The organism is Acinetobacter stercoris (assembly GCF_900323515.1).
Lineage (GTDB): Bacteria > Pseudomonadota > Gammaproteobacteria > Pseudomonadales > Moraxellaceae > Acinetobacter > Acinetobacter stercoris.
The window spans coordinates 1-19,429 of sequence record NZ_OOGT01000056.1; the positions used below are offsets into that span (position 1 = coordinate 1).

The 19,429-nt window shown below is 40.0% G+C and carries 6 protein-coding genes and 1 pseudogene; all 7 read right to left on the reverse strand.

Annotated elements, in window-relative coordinates:
• Nucleotides 1-108: 108 nt before the first annotated feature.
• On the reverse strand, nt 109-12,450 hold the full coding sequence (locus KPC_RS07955) for a filamentous haemagglutinin family protein (RefSeq protein ID WP_121973852.1): 12,342 nt from the start codon (nt 12,448-12,450) through the stop codon (nt 109-111).
• 154 nt (nt 12,451-12,604) lie between these two features.
• Nucleotides 12,605-14,218 (reverse strand): putative porin, encoded by a 1,614-nt coding sequence (locus KPC_RS07960; RefSeq protein WP_121973853.1) that lies wholly within the window; start codon nt 14,216-14,218, stop codon nt 12,605-12,607.
• Between the two features lie 66 nt (nt 14,219-14,284).
• Nucleotides 14,285-14,989: an energy transducer TonB family protein gene (locus KPC_RS07965; protein ID WP_121973854.1), complete on the reverse strand. Its 705-nt coding sequence runs from the start codon at nt 14,987-14,989 to the stop codon at nt 14,285-14,287.
• Between the two features lie 28 nt (nt 14,990-15,017).
• Complete coding sequence (locus KPC_RS07970; protein WP_121973855.1) at nt 15,018-15,419, reverse strand: ExbD/TolR family protein; 402 nt, start codon at nt 15,417-15,419, stop codon at nt 15,018-15,020.
• Between the two features lie 3 nt (nt 15,420-15,422).
• Nucleotides 15,423-17,321, reverse strand: coding sequence for a DUF2341 domain-containing protein (locus KPC_RS07975; RefSeq protein ID WP_121973856.1), 1,899 nt, complete (start codon nt 17,319-17,321; stop codon nt 15,423-15,425).
• A 14-nt stretch (nt 17,322-17,335) separates the two neighbouring features.
• Entirely contained in the window at nt 17,336-18,877 is a 1,542-nt protein-coding gene (locus KPC_RS07980; protein WP_171334441.1) for a ShlB/FhaC/HecB family hemolysin secretion/activation protein, read from the reverse strand.
• A gap of 306 nt (nt 18,878-19,183) precedes the next feature.
• Nucleotides 19,184-19,429: pseudogene (locus KPC_RS07985) on the reverse strand (IS5/IS1182 family transposase); the annotation flags it as partial.

Here is a 19,429-nt window from a genome sequence, read left to right on the forward strand (position 1 = left end):
ACACCGAGCGATTAAGTTAGCACTGAGTGAATTCACTCAGTGCTAACTTATGTTTAACTGATATGGAGAATATGACTAATCTTCAAAATGATGAACTCAACAAAGATCTTAATGTCCTTGCCCAGTTTTATTACGACATTGTGGTTTTCCAGTCTCATCTACTGGACAGTCGTTGGCTTTGGGCCCTCCAAAGCCAACGATTTCGACACTAATCATGGTATCTGCTTTATTATTTGCAGCATTATTCATGGCTGTACTCTGCTGTGCAGCTGCCGCCGCCGCATTACTCGCTGCTGCTAATGCTCCAGTATCTACTTGAGCCGCAACAGGAACACCCACACTTTCTCCTTGCACCTGGATATTATCTGCATTTGCGACTTGCTGCGCTGCAACATAAATATTACCCGAAACACGTATACCTGCATCACCAGCATCTACAGTTCCTCTTGGTGCAACCAGATAAGTATCACCAGATTCAGCATCTGGTATGGTTTGCATCGCAGCGATACCAGCACCAGAGACTTGATTGATCGCATCTAACTGACAATAGTAATAAAGACTACACATATAGCTGACTTGTGCTAGTTCACTCGTCGTTTTTGCACCTTTACCCGCATTGATGTCACCATTTGAACTCCAGATCATCATATCCCCACCCTGTAAAGCAAATATACGGCTTTGAGCGAGTAGAACACTTCTGTCAGAGAATATATTTACATCCCCTTCACGTGCGGCAATGATCCCCGAAGAACTTGGTTTATCCGCTGGAGGCGCTGAACTACTACCAATCAGCAATTCACCACCTGGAGCAGAGATGCTAATATTTCCACCTTGCTGGGTTTGCAAGGTAGTATTACGCATATCCAGATTGCCCGTATTGATCGTTTCCGTTGCTCCTAGAGCACCACCTGAAAGGTTATTTTTAGTATAGCCAAGCTCTGCTGGATATAGAGTATTAATCGCCTCGTATCCACGTGCATATTTCTGGAAGTTTGGACTAGCTGGATCATTATAGTCTTTGGCAGTGATCGCCAGGATTTTATTAAAGACCTGATCAACAAAAATTTGTTGTTTATCTAGGCTTAACTTTTGAAACTCTGTCCATGCCTGTTCTTGAGTCATTGGCTCAGTGATACGATCACGCACTAAACCAGTATTCAGTTTTTGCCCAAGCTTATAGTCCTGCATATATTTGACCAAGTCATCGCTAAAGCCTGGAAGCCCAGTATTGGTTGCTGTAGGTGCAATATAGCGCTGAATAAATTCCTGAGTTTGAATGCCTGGCGCAACACCAAATTTAATATTCAGATTTGCACCATCCACAGGTAGAGCGCGATTATCCCGATTCCCTGTAGTCATAATTCCAAAATCTGCAGTATTAATTTTACTAGCTAATACGCCTTGTTTTAATGCAGATACAGGATTAGCCAATGCCCCTATATCACGCCCTGCACTGACGTCTAAAGTACCACTTCCACCCAAAACAATGGCAGGTATTTGTACAAAATCACCAGAATCCCTATAATTGGTCAATGGCATATTGACGATATCATGACCAGCCACAATGCGAGTGCTATCTGCACTATGCAGATTTTGACCATGAAATAGTAAATTTACGATATCCGAACCAGCATAAATTTGTGCTAGTTTAGGGCTAAGTAGATCCATCTGAGCATACCATGTTCCAGTATCCCCAAATGGTTTTCCATTAATTACACTGCCACTTAAACTATAAATTCGCAGCGGATTTTTATCTTCTGCATGCAATGTGGAACCATTATTTGCAGCTGTCGAACTAGCAGGGAATCGTTGTATTGGATATCCTTTAGTCGCCAGTAAATACTGATTAATCGGCGTGGGAATAGCCTCTACTCCTGTGCTATCCGCAACAAAATCACTTAAACCTAGCCGATTGCTGGCTAGATTTGATACAGTCATATTGATGGAGTTTTCTGCGATGAGATTTATCGTACCTTTGGCGGCAGGAAACAGAGTTCCCCCTCCTTCTATTTGAATTCCACCATTTAAAGCTGTCATGTTTAACGTTGCAGGTAATATGTTATCACCAGATTCGGTTTTTAGGGTCGAACCGTATAGCGAACCTGTATCTGCAACTGTATTAAAGTTTATATTTCCAGCTAGCGTTGATAAATTAACTGTTGATTTTGTGCTATAAGGTTGCATATCGATAGCTGAAAAATTTGAGAATGGTGTTTTAGCGCTATCATAGCCAAAAGAAAATAAATAAGAAGGGTTATAAATATGACCAATATTTAAATCTTGGAGTGCCGATACATTCAAAGTCGCATCTTGTAATGCCAAAAGGGTTGCAGTTTTATGCGTTCCTAAAAGTTGATCACTGGTTGAAACACTTCCACCTGCAAATATATTTCCTTCACCTTTTGAAATAAAATATTGTCCACTTAAAATATCTCTTCCCGCATTCAGATTCAGACTGCCACCACCAACTGTGGTATAGCTGCTACGATCTGCATTATCGAAAAACCATGTTGTGGGCAGGGATACAGACAGCTCTTTGATATCTCTTCCCGCTTCAACAGAAATATTTCCACCAACACTCATGATACCTTGAGAAAAATTCCCAAAGTTAATAGAACTATTTTCAGCTACATTGGCATTTCTCACGATGAATGGATTACCTGTTTGCATCCATTGCCACCAGTGTTGAGTTAGTGATGAACCTGCTATACCTGTAATTTTGCCATCAACATCTATATGATGTTCATTCGAAATAATATCATGACCGACATGAATGTTAATATCACCAGCAGCATCAGGATTAACACTTCCGGTTACAAATATACCTTGTTGAAGTTTATTTAAAGGATCATGGAGGTTTTCAATTTTAGATGTTTGTATAGATTTACTACCAACACTTGGCTGACCAGCTGTATAAATCACCCCAGGAGCAAACGCGTTCTGGAGTTTCAAATCCTGTGCTGCAATTAAATCTATACTCCCTATACCTGTGCGTAACATCGTAGGTAAATATTGTTTACGGTCAATTTCACTATGTTCATAGACTGTATAACCATCAATATTGATGCTTCCCTGCTCTGTATTCGGATTTAAAAGTTCTGGATTACTGCTGATAAAATCAGAACCTGCGATAAAACGATATGAACTACTTTGTCCCCCTAACAAGTTTGATAACGGCATTGAAACTTGTATAGGTGATGGTGAATTATCAGTAGAGCCGCCAGATGCTGTTAATATCGTTGGAGGAGGTGCTAATTTTTCAATTGATGGCAACGAATTCCCATCAAATCCATCACTTATCGTTTGAATATATTTCTGCCAGTTTGCTAAATATGCTGGGTACTCACCTAGTGTTTTAGGTATAGCTGGAGCAGCTGATGAACCAATTGTAGACACCAGTTGAGGCAAACCTTCTACAAACGCATACGGTGAAACCTTCATGCCGTATATACCAATTAAGATATTAGGAGAACTTAAAGTCTTTAAGTATTCCTCATAGGCACCATAATACTGCGCAACCAAAGATGGATCTTCGGATGTAAAAACAGTTTCAGGCGCCATAATGCTACTAAAATCAAACGTTAAACCGAACATATTCACTATTTCCTCCGAGGAAATAGTATTTTTAGTCGTATTTATATTGCTATTTGCTTGCTCAAATGTTGACTCAGAAAAACCTTTACCACCTAGTGGATTTGTAAACTGGAAGAAACCATCAGAAATACTGGCATTTATGTTGACATCTTTTTCAGCACGTAGACTAAGCATTGGTGCCTGATCTTTATAACGATAGTCCAGTTTGACCAGATTGCCTTCTAACTTACCAGCAGCTAAATTCCACGGCGTAACAACTGAAATATCGCCATTATTAATATTTGCAGCAGGGTTGATTAATTCTATTTCAGGGCGTGCGTGGAAGTTATTGATTTTGTCAAAACGTGATTCAAAACTAAATTTTGGCTTTTGTACAAAACTCATCAATGTACCAGCGACAGCTTTTTCACTGTCACCATCAATGTAACCGTAAAAACTTTGGTGTTGTTTATTTGTCTGATCTGGAACAAATGTATATTTGGCGAGGTACTCATCTATTTGTTCATCACTCAGTCCTGCACTCGTTGCTTTGACTTCACCACTACTATCAATAAAATTACCTGAGAGTAATTTCCCGTTTTTGTCATACCAGCCAGCAGGGTCAACAATGCCATCAAAGTGCTGATTTGGGTTGCTACTATTATCCGTCGTGCTCCAGACCGCATAGGCATTGATACCAACATCACGTGCACCTTTAATTTGAGCATCTGGCGCAATATCTATACGTACATCACCATCACTGAGCAATGGCGCACGCATATTTACTGTTCCACCTGATAGCCCCCGATCTGTACCACCTGACACGTCTATGACTGCTTGTGATCCAAGTGTAATTTTTCCTGAATCCGCAACATTAACATTTTGATAACCATAATCTGCATTTAACGTACCGTCAGTTTTGCCCGTTGTATTCAGGGTAACTGTACCACCACGTTGATTTTTATCTGTTGTAGATGCAAGAAGTTGTCCGTCTACAGCAACACCACTTTTGCCACTGAGTGTGATTTTTCCACCTGCTTGTCCTGTTGTTTGAGTACTTGCATCTATCACACCATCTATGATGACATTGCCATGATTTGATTCCAGAGCATTTGCACTATTACCATGACCACCATCAGCCGTTAAGGTTATCTCGCGTGCTGTTATTTTTTGGTCTTTTGATAGATTTAAATTACCTTGATGGCTGGTTACAGAGATCGCCTGGTTAATACCACTATTTGCCAATTGTTGCGAAAGTGTATTTAGATCGACTACGTTTCCACTATCCATGTTTAATGAGCCACCTTTACCTTTCGCAGCATCACCTTTTAATGTTCCTGCTAAACTAATACTTTTACCGGCTTTGGTCGTAAGTACACCAGCATTACCGCCGTCTTTATTTGCAGAAATATCTATCGTTGCACCAGAGTCTAATTGTAGATGACCTTTATCTGAAACTAGGCTAATCGTACCTGCTGGTGCGTAAGCGTTAATATCAAAGAATTTCTTGGCAGTACCTGAAACATCAAGCAAACTTCCAGTCTGGAGTTTAAGATCCTGTTGTGTAGCAGTCAGATTAATTTGCCCACTATTAGCACGTATTTTCAGGTTACTATCAATGTTGCTACCAATAAGATTCACTTTACCTCCCAATGGTCGTATAGCATCAACATCTTTATTGATTTCGCCGTTTGTCTGTAAAGTCAAAGTCCCTGTGGTTTCTATGCTGTTGTCAGCTCCCTGATTTGCGATTAAGACTGGCGTATTTATAGCAACTGTTGCCCCATCAAAATCAAATTTTCCTTTGCCAGAAACATCTACCAAGTCTTTAGCGGTAACTGTTGCATTACTAAAACCGGCAGTTTTTTTATCGCCTTGACCAAAAGTGATCTGACGAGCATTAAAGTGAATACCTGCATTATTTGATTCAGTGCTTAAATTTTCTACATGAGTTGCATTTAATGTATTTTCCAATGTTAGATGATCTGCATTGACATTTACAGTTCCACCTGTACCACTAAATCTCCCTGCACTTAAGTTCAGTGATTTATTCAGGTTTAAATTGACATTACCCAAAAAGTCCATACTGCTGTAGCTACTCAAAATGAGTTGCTCCGACTTTGCAAATTTATCTAGGCTACTAGGCCCAATGAGTAATCCGTCATAGTTTTGACCTAGGGATAAATCATCCGTAATTGCAATTTTGCCACTGTTTAAAGCAATACTCGCTGCACTAAGTTCTGCTGTTCCATCAACCAGAGATGTATGTGTCGTGTCTACAGTAAGGGACTTGCCACCATTCAGTATTGCACCCTTATCAATACGAATTGAACCTTGTGCTGTACTTTGCCCCAAATCATCCTGAGGTAAGTTATGGCGATTAATAACAGCATGTCCTGCATTTGATAGGCGTAACATAGAACCATCGCCACTCAAACCGGTTGTGTTTTCTGTGGCTTTTTCACCAAAAATTAACGGTTTTACACTACTTGCAGCAAGCTCGCCTTTTGCATGGATCACACTACCCTGATCTATTTTTATCCCAGCGGTATTGGTCGAAGGATTTGCATCAGGTTTACTCACCAATATAATTTCTGGAGCTTCCAGTGCTGAATTTTTATCGTTACTCACAACAACACTCGTTGCTAAAGTGTTTACCTGTGTGCCTTCAGTAACTTGACGACGCGTACCGCCTAGCATCAAACTACCTGCATCTAATTCATTTAAATCTTTGGCTTTAATCTGTAAATGATCTTTTAGCGTGTTACTATTATCATTCCCTATGACCTGGATAGCTTCGGAGGCAATATCAACTTGTGCTTTCACACCTTTTTCATCTGCAGCAGTTTTGAGTTTTGCACCTAGATCCAAAGTTTTTGTCGCAGCTAATACCAGTTGCCCTGCATCACGCATCAGTTGAGGTGCGGGCTGACCAGCCCGTTGAGCTTGGTTTAAGAAGAAAGAGTCTGCGGTAGTTGTAGTATATTCAGAGTATTGTCCCCACACTGGACGAGCCTGCACTTCGAATCTTGTACTGATCGCATCCCGTGCACCAGTCAAACCATCTGCCCAATATCCTGAAATAAGTTGAGTTCCATCAGGTCTGGTTACATTTTGACTCGCTAAACTACCACGTTCAGGTTGTGCAACAATACGATATGCACCTGGTAAAGTTGCATATTTTGCTGGAAGCAAGGTGTAATAGCCCTCAGCAAAATCTTTGGTTCCTGTCAGATAAACCTGCTGCCCTATACCAATAGGGGCCTGACCTTGGGCAAAATAAGGGTCATATGCAGCGATCGGTGATAAATAACCTGGAATAATCGCGTACACACCACGTTGATCAGGATAAAGTGGTGAATTTTGCGCTATCTTCTTGCCATCTGCGCCATTGACATAAGTAATATTGTTTTGGCTCAGTAGATCCCTTGTGCCCCCAGTTCCAGGTATCCATTCTATGGCTTGTAAATGGCCACCACCAGACAGATCAACTAAAGCTCCATCTTGTAAGCTTACCTGATCAGCACTGAATGATATTTTCTTTTCTGGCGGCGCTGGTACATTGACCATTTCTATGCCATTGAAGTATTGCCATGCTTTACCATCTTCAGTCTGGCCATAAGGAATGGTCATATCTTTTCCACCAAGGGAAACAGAGCTTATACTCTCAGGACGGACATCTAGTTTAAGTGTCTTGGTTAATGGCAGATTTGAAAACTCAGCTTTAGTTGATGCATTATTCGGGTCATTAACACCCAAGATAAGTTGACCTGCTGGAGCACGCAACACGCCAGCCTGTTCAATATAATTTGCATCAACTAATAGCTTTCCTCCTGCTGAAAGTGGCAGTGGAGATTGATGACCATTTCCTTTTATTGTAATTTTAGTCTCAAGTACTTTACCTTGCTCATCAACTGCTGGTTCTGTACTGTCTGGATTCGCATTTGCAAGTAAAACAAAACTGTTTGCAGTAGTTGGGTACAGTTGGGCAGCAGTGAAATTCAGATTTCCAGAGGTATATAAACTTCCTGCTTGAGGGACAGTATTCGCTAATTGTAACTGTGATAAACGAATATCCCCTTGGCTATTAAAGTTCGCTTCTTTAAAATGAGCCAGACTTAGATTTCCTTCCAGGTCTATAAAGTTAGCAGAGGCAGTGAGTTGACTATTGCCCCGAGCAGCAAGTATAGGTTCATTTTTTGTGCCTCTAAACTTGATATATGCTGCATTTAATTTCACCTGACTATTATGGGTATCGGTAAATCCTGGACTGACTACTTCTGGATTGGTCAACTGACCATCTTGTCTGTCTGAATGACCAAGCGCAACCAATTGAGGTGATGTTAAAACCAGACTTCCTTTCAAATCAAGATCGATATTACCCTGAAAATAAACAGGCGTTGTTATCTTTAGGGGAACTACGCTATTGGAAATGTTCTGATAGTTTGGATCGGTATTGATGTTGAGATTATCTATGCCTGTCCCTTTTAATGTATCCAGAGCAAAATACAAAACACCTTGAGGTGCATCAGGTGTTTGACCACTCGCATTTAAACCTGCAGTTTTAGTAAAACTCCCCGTTTGACTTAGTACTATTCCCTTACTATTTGCTGGATCAAGTGCTGAGATATTTAAACTGCCGCCCCGAGCATTATTACTTCCAGCTTTCGCAGACAAACGACCATCAAAATATAAACCTTTGCCAGCAGCTATGGTAATACTTCCTGCATCACTCCATACATCAGTTGGTTGTATACGCTCAAAACCATTATTGCTTTGAACCATATCAAAGGTATTTGAAGTACCAGAAACATCGATCTTCGCTCCAGGTGCTGCTGCGATATAGCCTGTGTCATTAGAAATAATGACACTACCTCCAGCCAAAACCTTACCTGTTTTAGGCGTTGTCAATACATCATTGATTATTTCTGGTTTAGCCAATGGGTCTAAAAGCGTTGTTCCAGATACATCCAGAACACTCTCTTCCCCCAACCGAATACCTTTATTTGAGGCTGTAAACCCTTTACCGTAACTTAACACAGTCTGGTCACGGTACCCTAAATCAGCAGTATCACCCAATATTTTAATCTGACCACCATGCGCCTGCACTTTACCTTCGATATCAATTTGATCAGTGGAGTCTAATGTTACAAGCGCTCCAGCATCTGCAATAATTTCACTGCCCTTTTCCATGGTCAGTGAGGTACGAAGGTCAGAGCCATCTGCTGTTTTATATTGAGCATTTGTAGTATGCAGTAATCCAGCTGCTAAGCTTAAATGAGTTGCAGGGCGATGATAGTTGTCTAACAGACCTATTTCTGAACTTTGGCTTATCTTCAGATCTTGACCCGTTTCTGTTTGTAATAGGCGACTCAGATCTGGAATATAACTGAGTTGTACGGGTTTTATTATCGTATCTGACTTTATAGTAGTGTCATATAAAGACTGAAGTTTATAGGAACTGAAACCCTGGGTCGTGAAAAATTCAGGTTGAAGCCATAATTTATTATACTTTTGTGAATTATTCATTTCTGTATGATGATTAGTCACCTCTGGATTCTGGTTACTAATCTCAATACCTAAAGCCTGTAAATTTAATGTGCCACCTCCAGCAAAACCAAAACTGTATAATGCACCATCCATTTGTATTTTGCCCTCAGTCGGTAAGACATCTGGTTTATCTGGTGGGTTATTACCTGTATGAGGTATAGAAAACCATTTATCATAAACTTTTAATGTAATATCACCTGCTTTACCCTGAGCTACATTATCTTTTGTTAAGAGCTGTCCTTGGGGGGTAATATAGCCGCCACTAGAGACATCAAGCACACTCCCTTTATTTAAAGTAATGGAGCCTGTTGTATCTAATACCTGAACTTGTCCATTATCGTTTGTAAATACATTACTGCTTGCTTGTGTAGTTAAATTAATTGAACCGCCATTAATATATTGCTTCCCTGTCAACTCCTCTATCGACAACCCATTATCATTCACCCATTGTCCTCGTGTATTTAAAGTGGCATTTTCACCAATGATCAGATCTGCTTTTTGTGGTACTTTCTTTTTGTCTGCTTCAGTTGGGTAAAATATCGTACCTATACGACTTGGATAAAGTCCCATGGGTTTAGCTGTATTAATATTGATTTTTCCAGCAACAGCATTTAACTCCCCATCTACAGAAACTTGCCCAGCTTTAATATTAATTTGACCACCTGCCTGAACGGTTAAAGATGTATTTTTATCAATAAATATTTTACCTTCAGGAGCATTGAATGACAGAACAGAAAGACCTGTATTATTGAAGCTATCAGTACTCAATTGAGTCCAAAAATTAGAATTTAATATATTTTCTGGTTCAGATACACTCGGTACTTCCCATTTTTCCGTGAGCAGATTAAATTTAGTGTCTGCAAATAGATCTTTTGTTGGAACAAAATCATGCGCGGTTGAAATTAGATCTTTAATATTTTCATTAGATGTCAAAAATAGACTTGGTGTTATTGGTAATCCAGTACTAATACTTATATCAATATTCTTTTGAAGTAATTCAAGACTTGGGGCGTTAACAGTTAGCTTGCCACCATGTGGTTGATTGGAACTTAAAATTTGTTTAAGCCCTGCATAACTATAAGCATTTATATCACCTTCTAAAAAGGCAGTTTTTGTAAAAAATAGATTTAAATTTCCAGCATTACCACCCTCAATATAGGCAGGATGATAAGTTGCAACTTGCCCAGAAACTAAAGGATCTATATAGCTTTGTTTTGTACCCCAGCGTTCCTGAGAAACAATATGCTGTCCAGCAAATCCTGTATAGTCAAAATTTGCATCAGCACTCCCAATATCATATATACCGCCGTCTGCACCTTGCAGTTTGGTTGTTACTGGAGCATTACCCGCTTTATAATGTATATAACCGCCATCAATATTGATTAATGAGTTTTTCTGTGTAATCAGCTCATTACCAACCAGATTTACCGTTCCACCATTAATTTGTAATTGTTTAATATTACGTGGAATCTGTTCGATATAACCCTTGATATTTAAGATAGGGCTACCTTGCCAGTTTAGACCATCTTCACGTGTGCCACTCAAACCACCATCTACGGTCACCCCTGTATTGGTATATAAAAAGCTATCACGTAACAGTGGAGAGTCTGCCAGCTCATTTAAACCAATCCGTGGTAGTTGTATAAGTGTGTCTGCAACTGAAGCTGATACATCGGCTAAGCCAGCGACGTTTAAAGTTGCTTCCGGGGCTAACCAGATACGCCCAGTGACCATATCCAGATTTGGGGTAATGTCACTTTGATTTTGAACAGTATCATTTGTCGTAGAGTTTGCTTTCTTAAAATAAGTGTTAATATTGAGATTCGCACTTGGCGCCAACACCAATGAATTTGAATTAAACAATACTGAACCAGCACTAAAATTAAGTTCTGCTGGTTTTACTGATTTGGTTGCTTCATCACTAGAGGTTGTTGTTTCATTATTACTAGAAGGTAAAATGGTCGTAACGGAGTCTTGACCAAAATCAAGACGCCCAGTTCGATTAGGATAAACCACTCCACCTGAATTTCCCTGAGCCAGAATATTAATACTTCCTGTTCGTGTAATCCCAGTGGTTGTTCCGACCACACCATCTTGTGCAATATTTTTACCCAGTAATGTGATATTTCCTTCGCTATTCTGAACAAGTCCTGTATTTGTTAAAGCCCCTCCATTTTCTCCTAGCCTGGCATTTATCTCATTATTTTTTCCATCGTTTCTGGAAGCGTTATAGAGCTCTGTGCCTGCCGCAAGAATAATCTGACCACGTGTGGCATTAACAACTCCATCATTAGTTAGTTTTGGTGCAGCTATTAAATTAAAACCATTTTCACCCGTATTGATCGAAGCACCTTTCTCAATCGTAATGGCTCCACGTGCGCTGAGTAATTCTCTATTTTGAACATCATTAGGATTATCATAAGTTGCACCATTTAATAACAATGGAGTGGTACTCTGACTTATGGGTAAGCCTTCTTTTAAAAACCGTTCATTACTTTTATTAATATTTGAGTCTAATAAATCCAGCGAACTCACCAGAAAAGAATGTGTGTTGACCTTGCTGCTTCCACCAAATATAAAACCGCTATTATTGAGTAAATAGACACTCCCTTCAGCCTTGATCTGACCAAATATTTTACTTGGACTCGCATCATATATACGGTTAAGTGCAACCCATTCATTTGCCCCATTGACCTGCTTACCAGCACTCTGATCGAAGTGAACCACTGTATCTGTACCAACGTTAAACTGTTTCCAGCTTAAAATGGCTTTTTGATCTGTTTGTTCAATCTTGACTTGAGTTTTATCATCTTTGACTTCTTGAGTCGGTAACTTGGCGTTTTGCCATAAACTTGCATCTTTACCAACACCATCAGCAACCTGTAACCCTCCTGAACCAAGCCCATTTGGAATATTATTTGGAGTATTAATACTCAGTTGGTGTGCAGCCGATTGTGCTTGTTGTGCAGAAACAATCGCTTGCAAAGTTCGACTCATATCCCCCATAGTACGTTGAGTACGCTGCGCAGCCTGTTGAGGGGTGTTTACCGCACCTATGACATTCGGACGTGATGCTGCTGCAGTCGCTGCTCTCGCTGGATTTGCAGCCGCCGCACCTGCTTGACTAAACCATGCAGCAGAACCAAATGTCGGTGCTGCAAAAACCGTTGATGTCGGATAAATCACAAAAAGTCCTAAACTAATATGACTTAAGCGAATAAAATAGCGTAATACCCCTTGTGCAGAAAAACGTTGCGTTAAAAGAGGTGATACCGCTTTAGGCTTATCTAACGTCAACGCAGTGTGACGTTGCTTTTTAATTTTCATGTTGTCCTCATTTATCTAAATTATTCAAATTATTAGATAGCGAATCAGTGAAAAAGCATCTGCTCATACACACTGTGTTTTGTTAAAAAGTTAATCGTTGAAGCCTCTAATGATCTAACTTCAAAATCATTGGAGGCTACTGTTTAAAATTTATTTAGAAGCGTGCATTTAAATCGAGTTGCAATACATCAACCGAATAAGGTGCACCTGTGATTGTGTCCGCGCTTAAATAACGCAGCCCTAACCATGCATTACGTGTAAATGAATAATTTCCACCAACAAAGAAACCTTTGGCATTGGTTCCACCCATATGGAAATCACTATCGGTAAATGCATCGAGTACAGCATCACTTTCTAAATAGCGATAACCCGCGCTAACATTCCATTGACCTGTTTCTACTGCTTTTGGATGACCAAATAAGGCTTTGATTTGATAGCCTTGATCTCCACCATCAAAGTAGCCTTTACTTGAGTTAGTCACAGGACCGGCCTTACGAATCCTGCCTTCATCAAAGCCTACGTTATTGACATAATCCGCATTAAAAATCAGATGCTGCTCGTCGCCCATTGTAAAATCGAGTTGTGTATTTAGATTGAGTACTTGATAAGGGGTAGCCAGACCAAAATATTGATATTGTGGTCCTTCTGGTTTGCCTGATATATCCAGTTGACGAAGTGCAAAAAGAGTATTCCCCTGTTGCATAAACATTGGGCGTGTATTGTCTGTACTACAAGGAACATTAGATTGATAAGCTGGACAAGGACTAGACAGGTTGCCAACAACATTATAAAAATGGTAATACGCTAGACCTACTCGGGCATTAATGTCATCCTGGATTTTCCAGTCCGTTCCAATCTGTCCTGCAAATAACCACTTGTCACGACTGGATTGTTTACTTACCGAGTATGTCGGTAGATCGACCGAAGTATTTTGAACACTTAAAGCACCAACCGTAATAAAGGGTTTTACCGAATCTGATAACTCAAACTGGTATTTCGCTGCTACCCCATCAAAACCCAGGTCATCATCCCAGACCAGATCACTGCTATACCATGGGTTCTCCATACGACCAGCCCAGATCGATAAACTCTCTATAGGCTGATAAGTTAAATATGCTCGATCCAGACCGAGGTTATAACGGTTGAAGTTATTTCCCATGGTCTCATTACTACTGACTGGGTTAGTAAATCCACCCGTTGTTAAACGAAAATCTGCTTTTAATGTTTCAGAAATATCAGCAGTTAATCCAAGTCGTGCCCTTAAGCGTAAACGTTCACGGTCTTTGGTGGTATTAATAACGGATGGAAGTCCACTTTGACCTGTAGTGTCATAAGGTGAACCAGTATTAATAGCATTGTAGTTGATGTAGTATGGAAAATTGCCCTTATCATAAAAATTGCCTTCACCACGAACACGTAGATCCCCATACAACTTGATGCGGTTGATCCAGTCTGGTAAAGCAGAAGGTTGAGCCCAGTTTTCTTTTTTTGCTGTAGCCAGGACTTCCTGTTTTATTTCTTCACGAATACGTTTACGTTCACTTTCTGGTAAATAAATAACTCTTACTTCTCTTTCTGGTGTGGTCAATGCATGCGAAGCTTTTTCTACAGGTAATGGCGCATCAGCAGCATTAACCTCTGCCTCTGTTTCTGCCGCATGTACTGAAAATGGCATTGCCAGCATGAATAAAGAAAATGTTTGGCATAATGATTTTTTAATCAATAAGCTTAGTGTTGATTGTGTTGGCTTATTTTTTAAGATGTCCATCTGAACTCCTACCTAAATCTTGTAAATTTCTGATCAATCAATTGTTATATTTCATTCTGGATGACATCATGATGATCTCACCTCAATACGAACTGGTTGCTGTAATGTGTTTGGTGGCACTTCATTGGGTCTGGGTGCTTTTAAAATCGTGTCTTGCAAGATTTCATCTGTATCAGGATTGCCAGTTGAACCAATAAGTTCGACACGTGTCATTTTTCCGCTAGAATCCCACCAGATTCGTGCTCCAAGGTGATACTGAGCACGCAATAACTTGCGTTCTTTCTGCAAAACGTTGCGTAAATGGTTTTGTAATAATGCGACATACCAGCCATTATTCCCGCCCCCTTCACCGCCGCCACTGCCACCACCTAAACTGCCCGTACCTCCTGGTTTGCCACCAAGATTGAACCCATCAGCTGCTCCTTCACCCTGGGCATCTAAAGAGAGTGGACCTTCAGGCTCATTGGATGGATTTTCATCAGGTTTTGAATCATCTGGCTTATCCTGAGGCAAGTCTTCTTTCGGTTGTTCGATCACTTTCTCCTCTGGTGGAATTTCTTCAGGAGGAGGTTCCTCTTCTGGCGGAGGCGGTGGAGGTGGTGGAGGCGGAGGTGGCAAAACCTGTACCTGAATTGCTTCAGGAACAATTTTGCGTTTTGTTGATGATGTTGATGTCAACCACATATAAATCAGCCAAACAATCACAACAAATACAACCACAGCAACCAGTAGCCACTTATTTTTCCACAAACTGCGTATATCTAATTTCATGACATTCGCCTTATGCGTAGCTCCGCCCTTATTTCACCAAACGCTGTGTCACAAGACCCAACTGTGTAATATTCAATTTTCCAAGTAGTGCTAAAACAGCAACAACATTGTCGTACTGGGTTGCACCATCTCCACGAACAACGACAGGAAATTCAGGGTTTTCAGCTTGTAATGCTTTCAAACGTGTCTCTAACTCGTCCAGTGTCACAGGTATGGCATCTATAAAAATCTTGCCGTTATCGGTTATCGTGATCGCAACTGTTTTAGGTTTACTTAAACTTGGGGCATCACTGGCTTTAGGTAAATTGACTTTAATCCCTTGTACTGTCGCCGTTGTCATAATGATAAAAACGATCAGAAGGACGTATGCCAAATCCAGCATCGGGGTAACGTTAATATCGTCATAAGCTTTATCTTCATTCAGTTGCATGACTTACTCCCTCTCTTTTTTTGGCAATAAACTGCTTGGATTTGCATAGCTTTCAGCCATACGTGTCACAATGACATTCAGGAAGCTATACATTTGAGAAACTGCGTCTTTGATACGGGTAATTAAAAAGTTGTAGCCAAATAACGCAGGTATTGCGACCAGAAGCCCTGCAACTGTAGCTGCCAAGGCTCCTGCAACACCTGGCGCAATAGCATTGATATTGACGTCACCTGACGATGCAATTGCTGCAAATGTGATCATGACCCCAACAACTGTTCCGAGTAGTCCCAAGAACGGCCCACCACTAATCGCGATGGTTAAAAGCACAAGGTTTTTATTTAACTCCTGATTTTCTTTAGCAAGCTGGGAGTCAAGTTTTGCACGAATGGCTTCTATGGATTGAGGACTTAAATTTGCCTGATGCTGTGCTTCATCTGCTGCTAGACGCGAAGCAAGCTCTTTTTCACCTAAATGGAAAATATGGTAAAGTGGTGCCTTTTTAATAAGTTCACGTTCGCTTTCTGTGATTTCAATGTGTTGTCCATGTATGGTGCTTGAACCTGAATTACTGATTGTATTTTCAAGTTGAGCAAAGTCTCCATTCACTTCCGAATATAAATTTTGAAATGCTTCGTTGGCTTTTAAAACATTAAGTACTGCTCTACCCTTACGGATCATGACAATCCAGCTTAATATCGCCATGATCGCCAACACAGCTATAATGATCCAGCCATCAACAGTTAAGGCACCTAGAATAATTCCAAGAAATCCTGTTTTCCATGTAGAGGTTTGTTCATCTTCTCCATAAGCAACCAATCCATTACTAACACTCTGGTTCAGGACTTGTGCCTTGATGAAATCAACACTACGTGCCTGTTTCGAAATAGACAATTCATCCAGATTTCCAGCAAAGCCTGATTGGGCAGTACCTGCAGCCTGTTCGATTGTTGAGCCTGCAGCAGCATCAGCACCCAAGACAGCAAAACCTGACAATGTTGGCAATGAAGTTGCCAGACTTGAAACCACCTGACCATCAACAAGTAAATCAATTTTATTTGGCTCGGCGATCACTGCAATATGATGCCAATCACCTGTTAATGAACTTGTTGATTGTGCTGTTTGTGCAGCGCCAGCAGTATTGTTGATTGATAAATAAGGTACACCTTGATTTAATCCCACGATAAAAGCCTGATTATTTTCTCGGCGAGAATAAATGACTGATGTTGAACCTTGTGTTGCAGGTTTAACCCATATTGACCATGTCAGTTTTGATTCTGGAGTTAAAGCCAAGGAAGGTGATGCTGGTACAATAACCGAATTTGTTCCTTTAAATACTGCACTGTTACCAATAATCCCACTATCGGTTTCAACAGTTGAGGTAGATTTATTGGCATAACTGGTACTATCACTAACAGGAGTTCCAATTTCGGCAAAATGATAAATAAGCGATTGATTTCCATCATAAGTTGCAGAAGGCGTATCGCCTTTTTCGGCTTTAGGATTACCGTAATACATCCAGATACTGGTTTTATCACTTAATTTTACTTTTGGTACATTGACCCAGACGAAAGCCAGATTTGAAGCAGTATCATATTTTTCTATATGATATTTTAGTGGTGTTTTATCATCACCACTTACAAAACGGATATCTGCCCCACTTGCATGCGCATCTTTGAAATGAAAAACACCTTCATGCAGTCGAATCAATACAGGAATACTGTCAAGCTCTCCCGTATTTTTGATTGAACTGGTATCAAGTACCAAAGGTTTACGGTATGCCCATTCAGAATTCCACCATGCAGAGGCATAAGATGAAACAAGTGTGCTAATACATGCGAGTATAAACAGCCTAATAATAAAAATTGATCTCTTTTTTTGAGCAATTCCACTACATGAATACATGATTTAAAAACCTTCTAAAATGATGATTTAATTTGAAATAACACTCGATCATCGTTCTCTCGAGTGTTTAATCCGTCTTGTAATGGCAAAGCCCATTCGACATTTCCATCTACATATTTAAAGACACGAAAACTCAACCCCAGACCCGTACTAGAAATGGTTGATGAACTCTTGGTATCTTTTGCTGCTTTTTTTGTGTGGACCGAACCTGCATTTAAAAACCCGTAAACATTCAGGTCGTCGACAAAACTATCCTTTATTAATTTTTTAAAAATAGTTGGGCTTCTCAAGTCAAAGCCACCTGCAACCCCGTAATCACCAACGACCTCAGATTCGTAATAGCCACGAACCGTATCAACACCACCGATACTGAATTGCTCATAACTTAAGAGCGGTTTATCGGCGATCTGCCCCTTGATATTTGAAATAAGCTGGATACCATTCTTAAAATCGTAGGTATTTGAGAGTCCAAACCGCAGGGCTAGCTGTTGTCCATTTGAGAAAGGTCTGCTGTAATCATGTTTTTCCAGATCGTCACCCAGTTGGCGCGATGCAAAAACCAGTCCCAAATCCCCTTGAGTAAAACTTTTAGGTTTACGCCAGGCTGCGGTATAGGTAACAGAAAATGGATAATAGGTGATAGGAGCTCTATCAACATTACCTTTTAAATCAATGTTTTGTTTAAAGTCTTTTCGATCGATACCAAATGCAACACTATCGTTGAATGTGTCAGTAGATCTTAAAGATGCGATTCCTCTTATTCCAAAGATGTCGCCTTTCCCTAAAGTTTCTATACCACCAAGTGTAGAAACGTTACTATCCGTATGAATTGCATTAAACAGGACGCTATATCTTGTATCTTCGATTGGGGCAAGATATGAGCCGTAAATCACTTGTGAGTCATCAATGTTTTGAGGTGCGATTTGGTAAGATAAACTGATCGTATGACCACGTTGCCAAAGATTGTTATAAGAAACATTGGCAGAGGTACGTAACTCGGTTGTACCAACACTTTGCCTATTATTGAGTTCTAATGAACCATGTATAGGCAGATCTTCATCAACGGCAAGCGCCACATCTATCGTGTCTGGAGCTGATCCAGAACTAAGTGCTGGACTCACCCTACGATCAGGACTCTTATTTAATGTTATTAAATCTTTATTAACTTCATTGAAATTAGGTACATTACCTTCAGCAAATGATGGTGCCTGCTCTTTAATTCGGTCAACAGAGGTATATTTGGCTCCTTTTACAGATAATTGGCCAACACGTCTCTCCATGACTTGTAGATTAACCACACCATTTTTAACAGTCTGTTTGGGGATTAAAACCTGAACTGTTTTATAACCTTTATCCTGATATAGTTTTTCAAGAGCAGAACGAGCATTATCCACATCATCAGGAGATTTATCTTGACCTAGATATGGATATATTGCCCCTTCAATGTCTTCTTCTGTTAATACAGTATTTCCCTTAACCAAATATTCATAAATATCTAATTTATTAAACCCTGCTCCATCTGTATTCGCTTTATTATCAGGAGGATTAGCCTGCATTTCCTCAGCATATACTTTTGAGACTGGAAATATAATTATTACAGATAATAAACATATACAAATACACGTATTGCGCCTATAAAACATAATTTAGTCCAACAAGTGAAAGGTGCGATATTTAATATTTTTTCCTATAGATTTAATTAAATAATTAAAATCATTTTAAAAATATCAAGTATGTTTATGGTTGAAAAATAACCTACGCGTAAACAAACTACAGGTCTTATGTGTATTTTTTGTTTCAGTAATATTAAGGCTTTGTTGCATAAATAAAAATAAAGATGAGTCAGTCTATCTTCCCGATATTTATGCAACAGCGACTGTTTGGGCTGTACCGAGTTGAGTAAATTTATTCAAAATATCGACTCTGATTTGCAAGTCGACTACCTGACGATTAAAGCATCGGCTAGACACCCCTTGTCCAAGCCGTTTAAATGCAAACATTTTGGCTTCTATTCGTGAACGTTGATGATAACCAATATCTCTTTTCCACTGCTTTCGTCCCTTGTTCCAACAGGCTTGTACTGCATGATTCCTTGCTCTGCCAATTTC

Bases quoted from the DNA above. Each gene is read 5' to 3' on its own strand.
- KPC_RS07955 (WP_121973852.1), bottom strand. From the start codon at position 12,450: ATGAAAATTAAAAAGCAACGTCACACTGCGTTGACGTTAGATAAGCCT.
- KPC_RS07960 (WP_121973853.1), bottom strand. From the start codon at position 14,218: ATGGACATCTTAAAAAATAAGCCAACACAATCAACACTAAGCTTATTG.
- KPC_RS07965 (WP_121973854.1), bottom strand. From the start codon at position 14,989: ATGAAATTAGATATACGCAGTTTGTGGAAAAATAAGTGGCTACTGGTT.
- KPC_RS07970 (WP_121973855.1), bottom strand. From the start codon at position 15,419: ATGCAACTGAATGAAGATAAAGCTTATGACGATATTAACGTTACCCCG.
- KPC_RS07975 (WP_121973856.1), bottom strand. From the start codon at position 17,321: ATGTATTCATGTAGTGGAATTGCTCAAAAAAAGAGATCAATTTTTATT.
- KPC_RS07980 (WP_171334441.1), bottom strand. From the start codon at position 18,877: ATGCAGGCTAATCCTCCTGATAATAAAGCGAATACAGATGGAGCAGGG.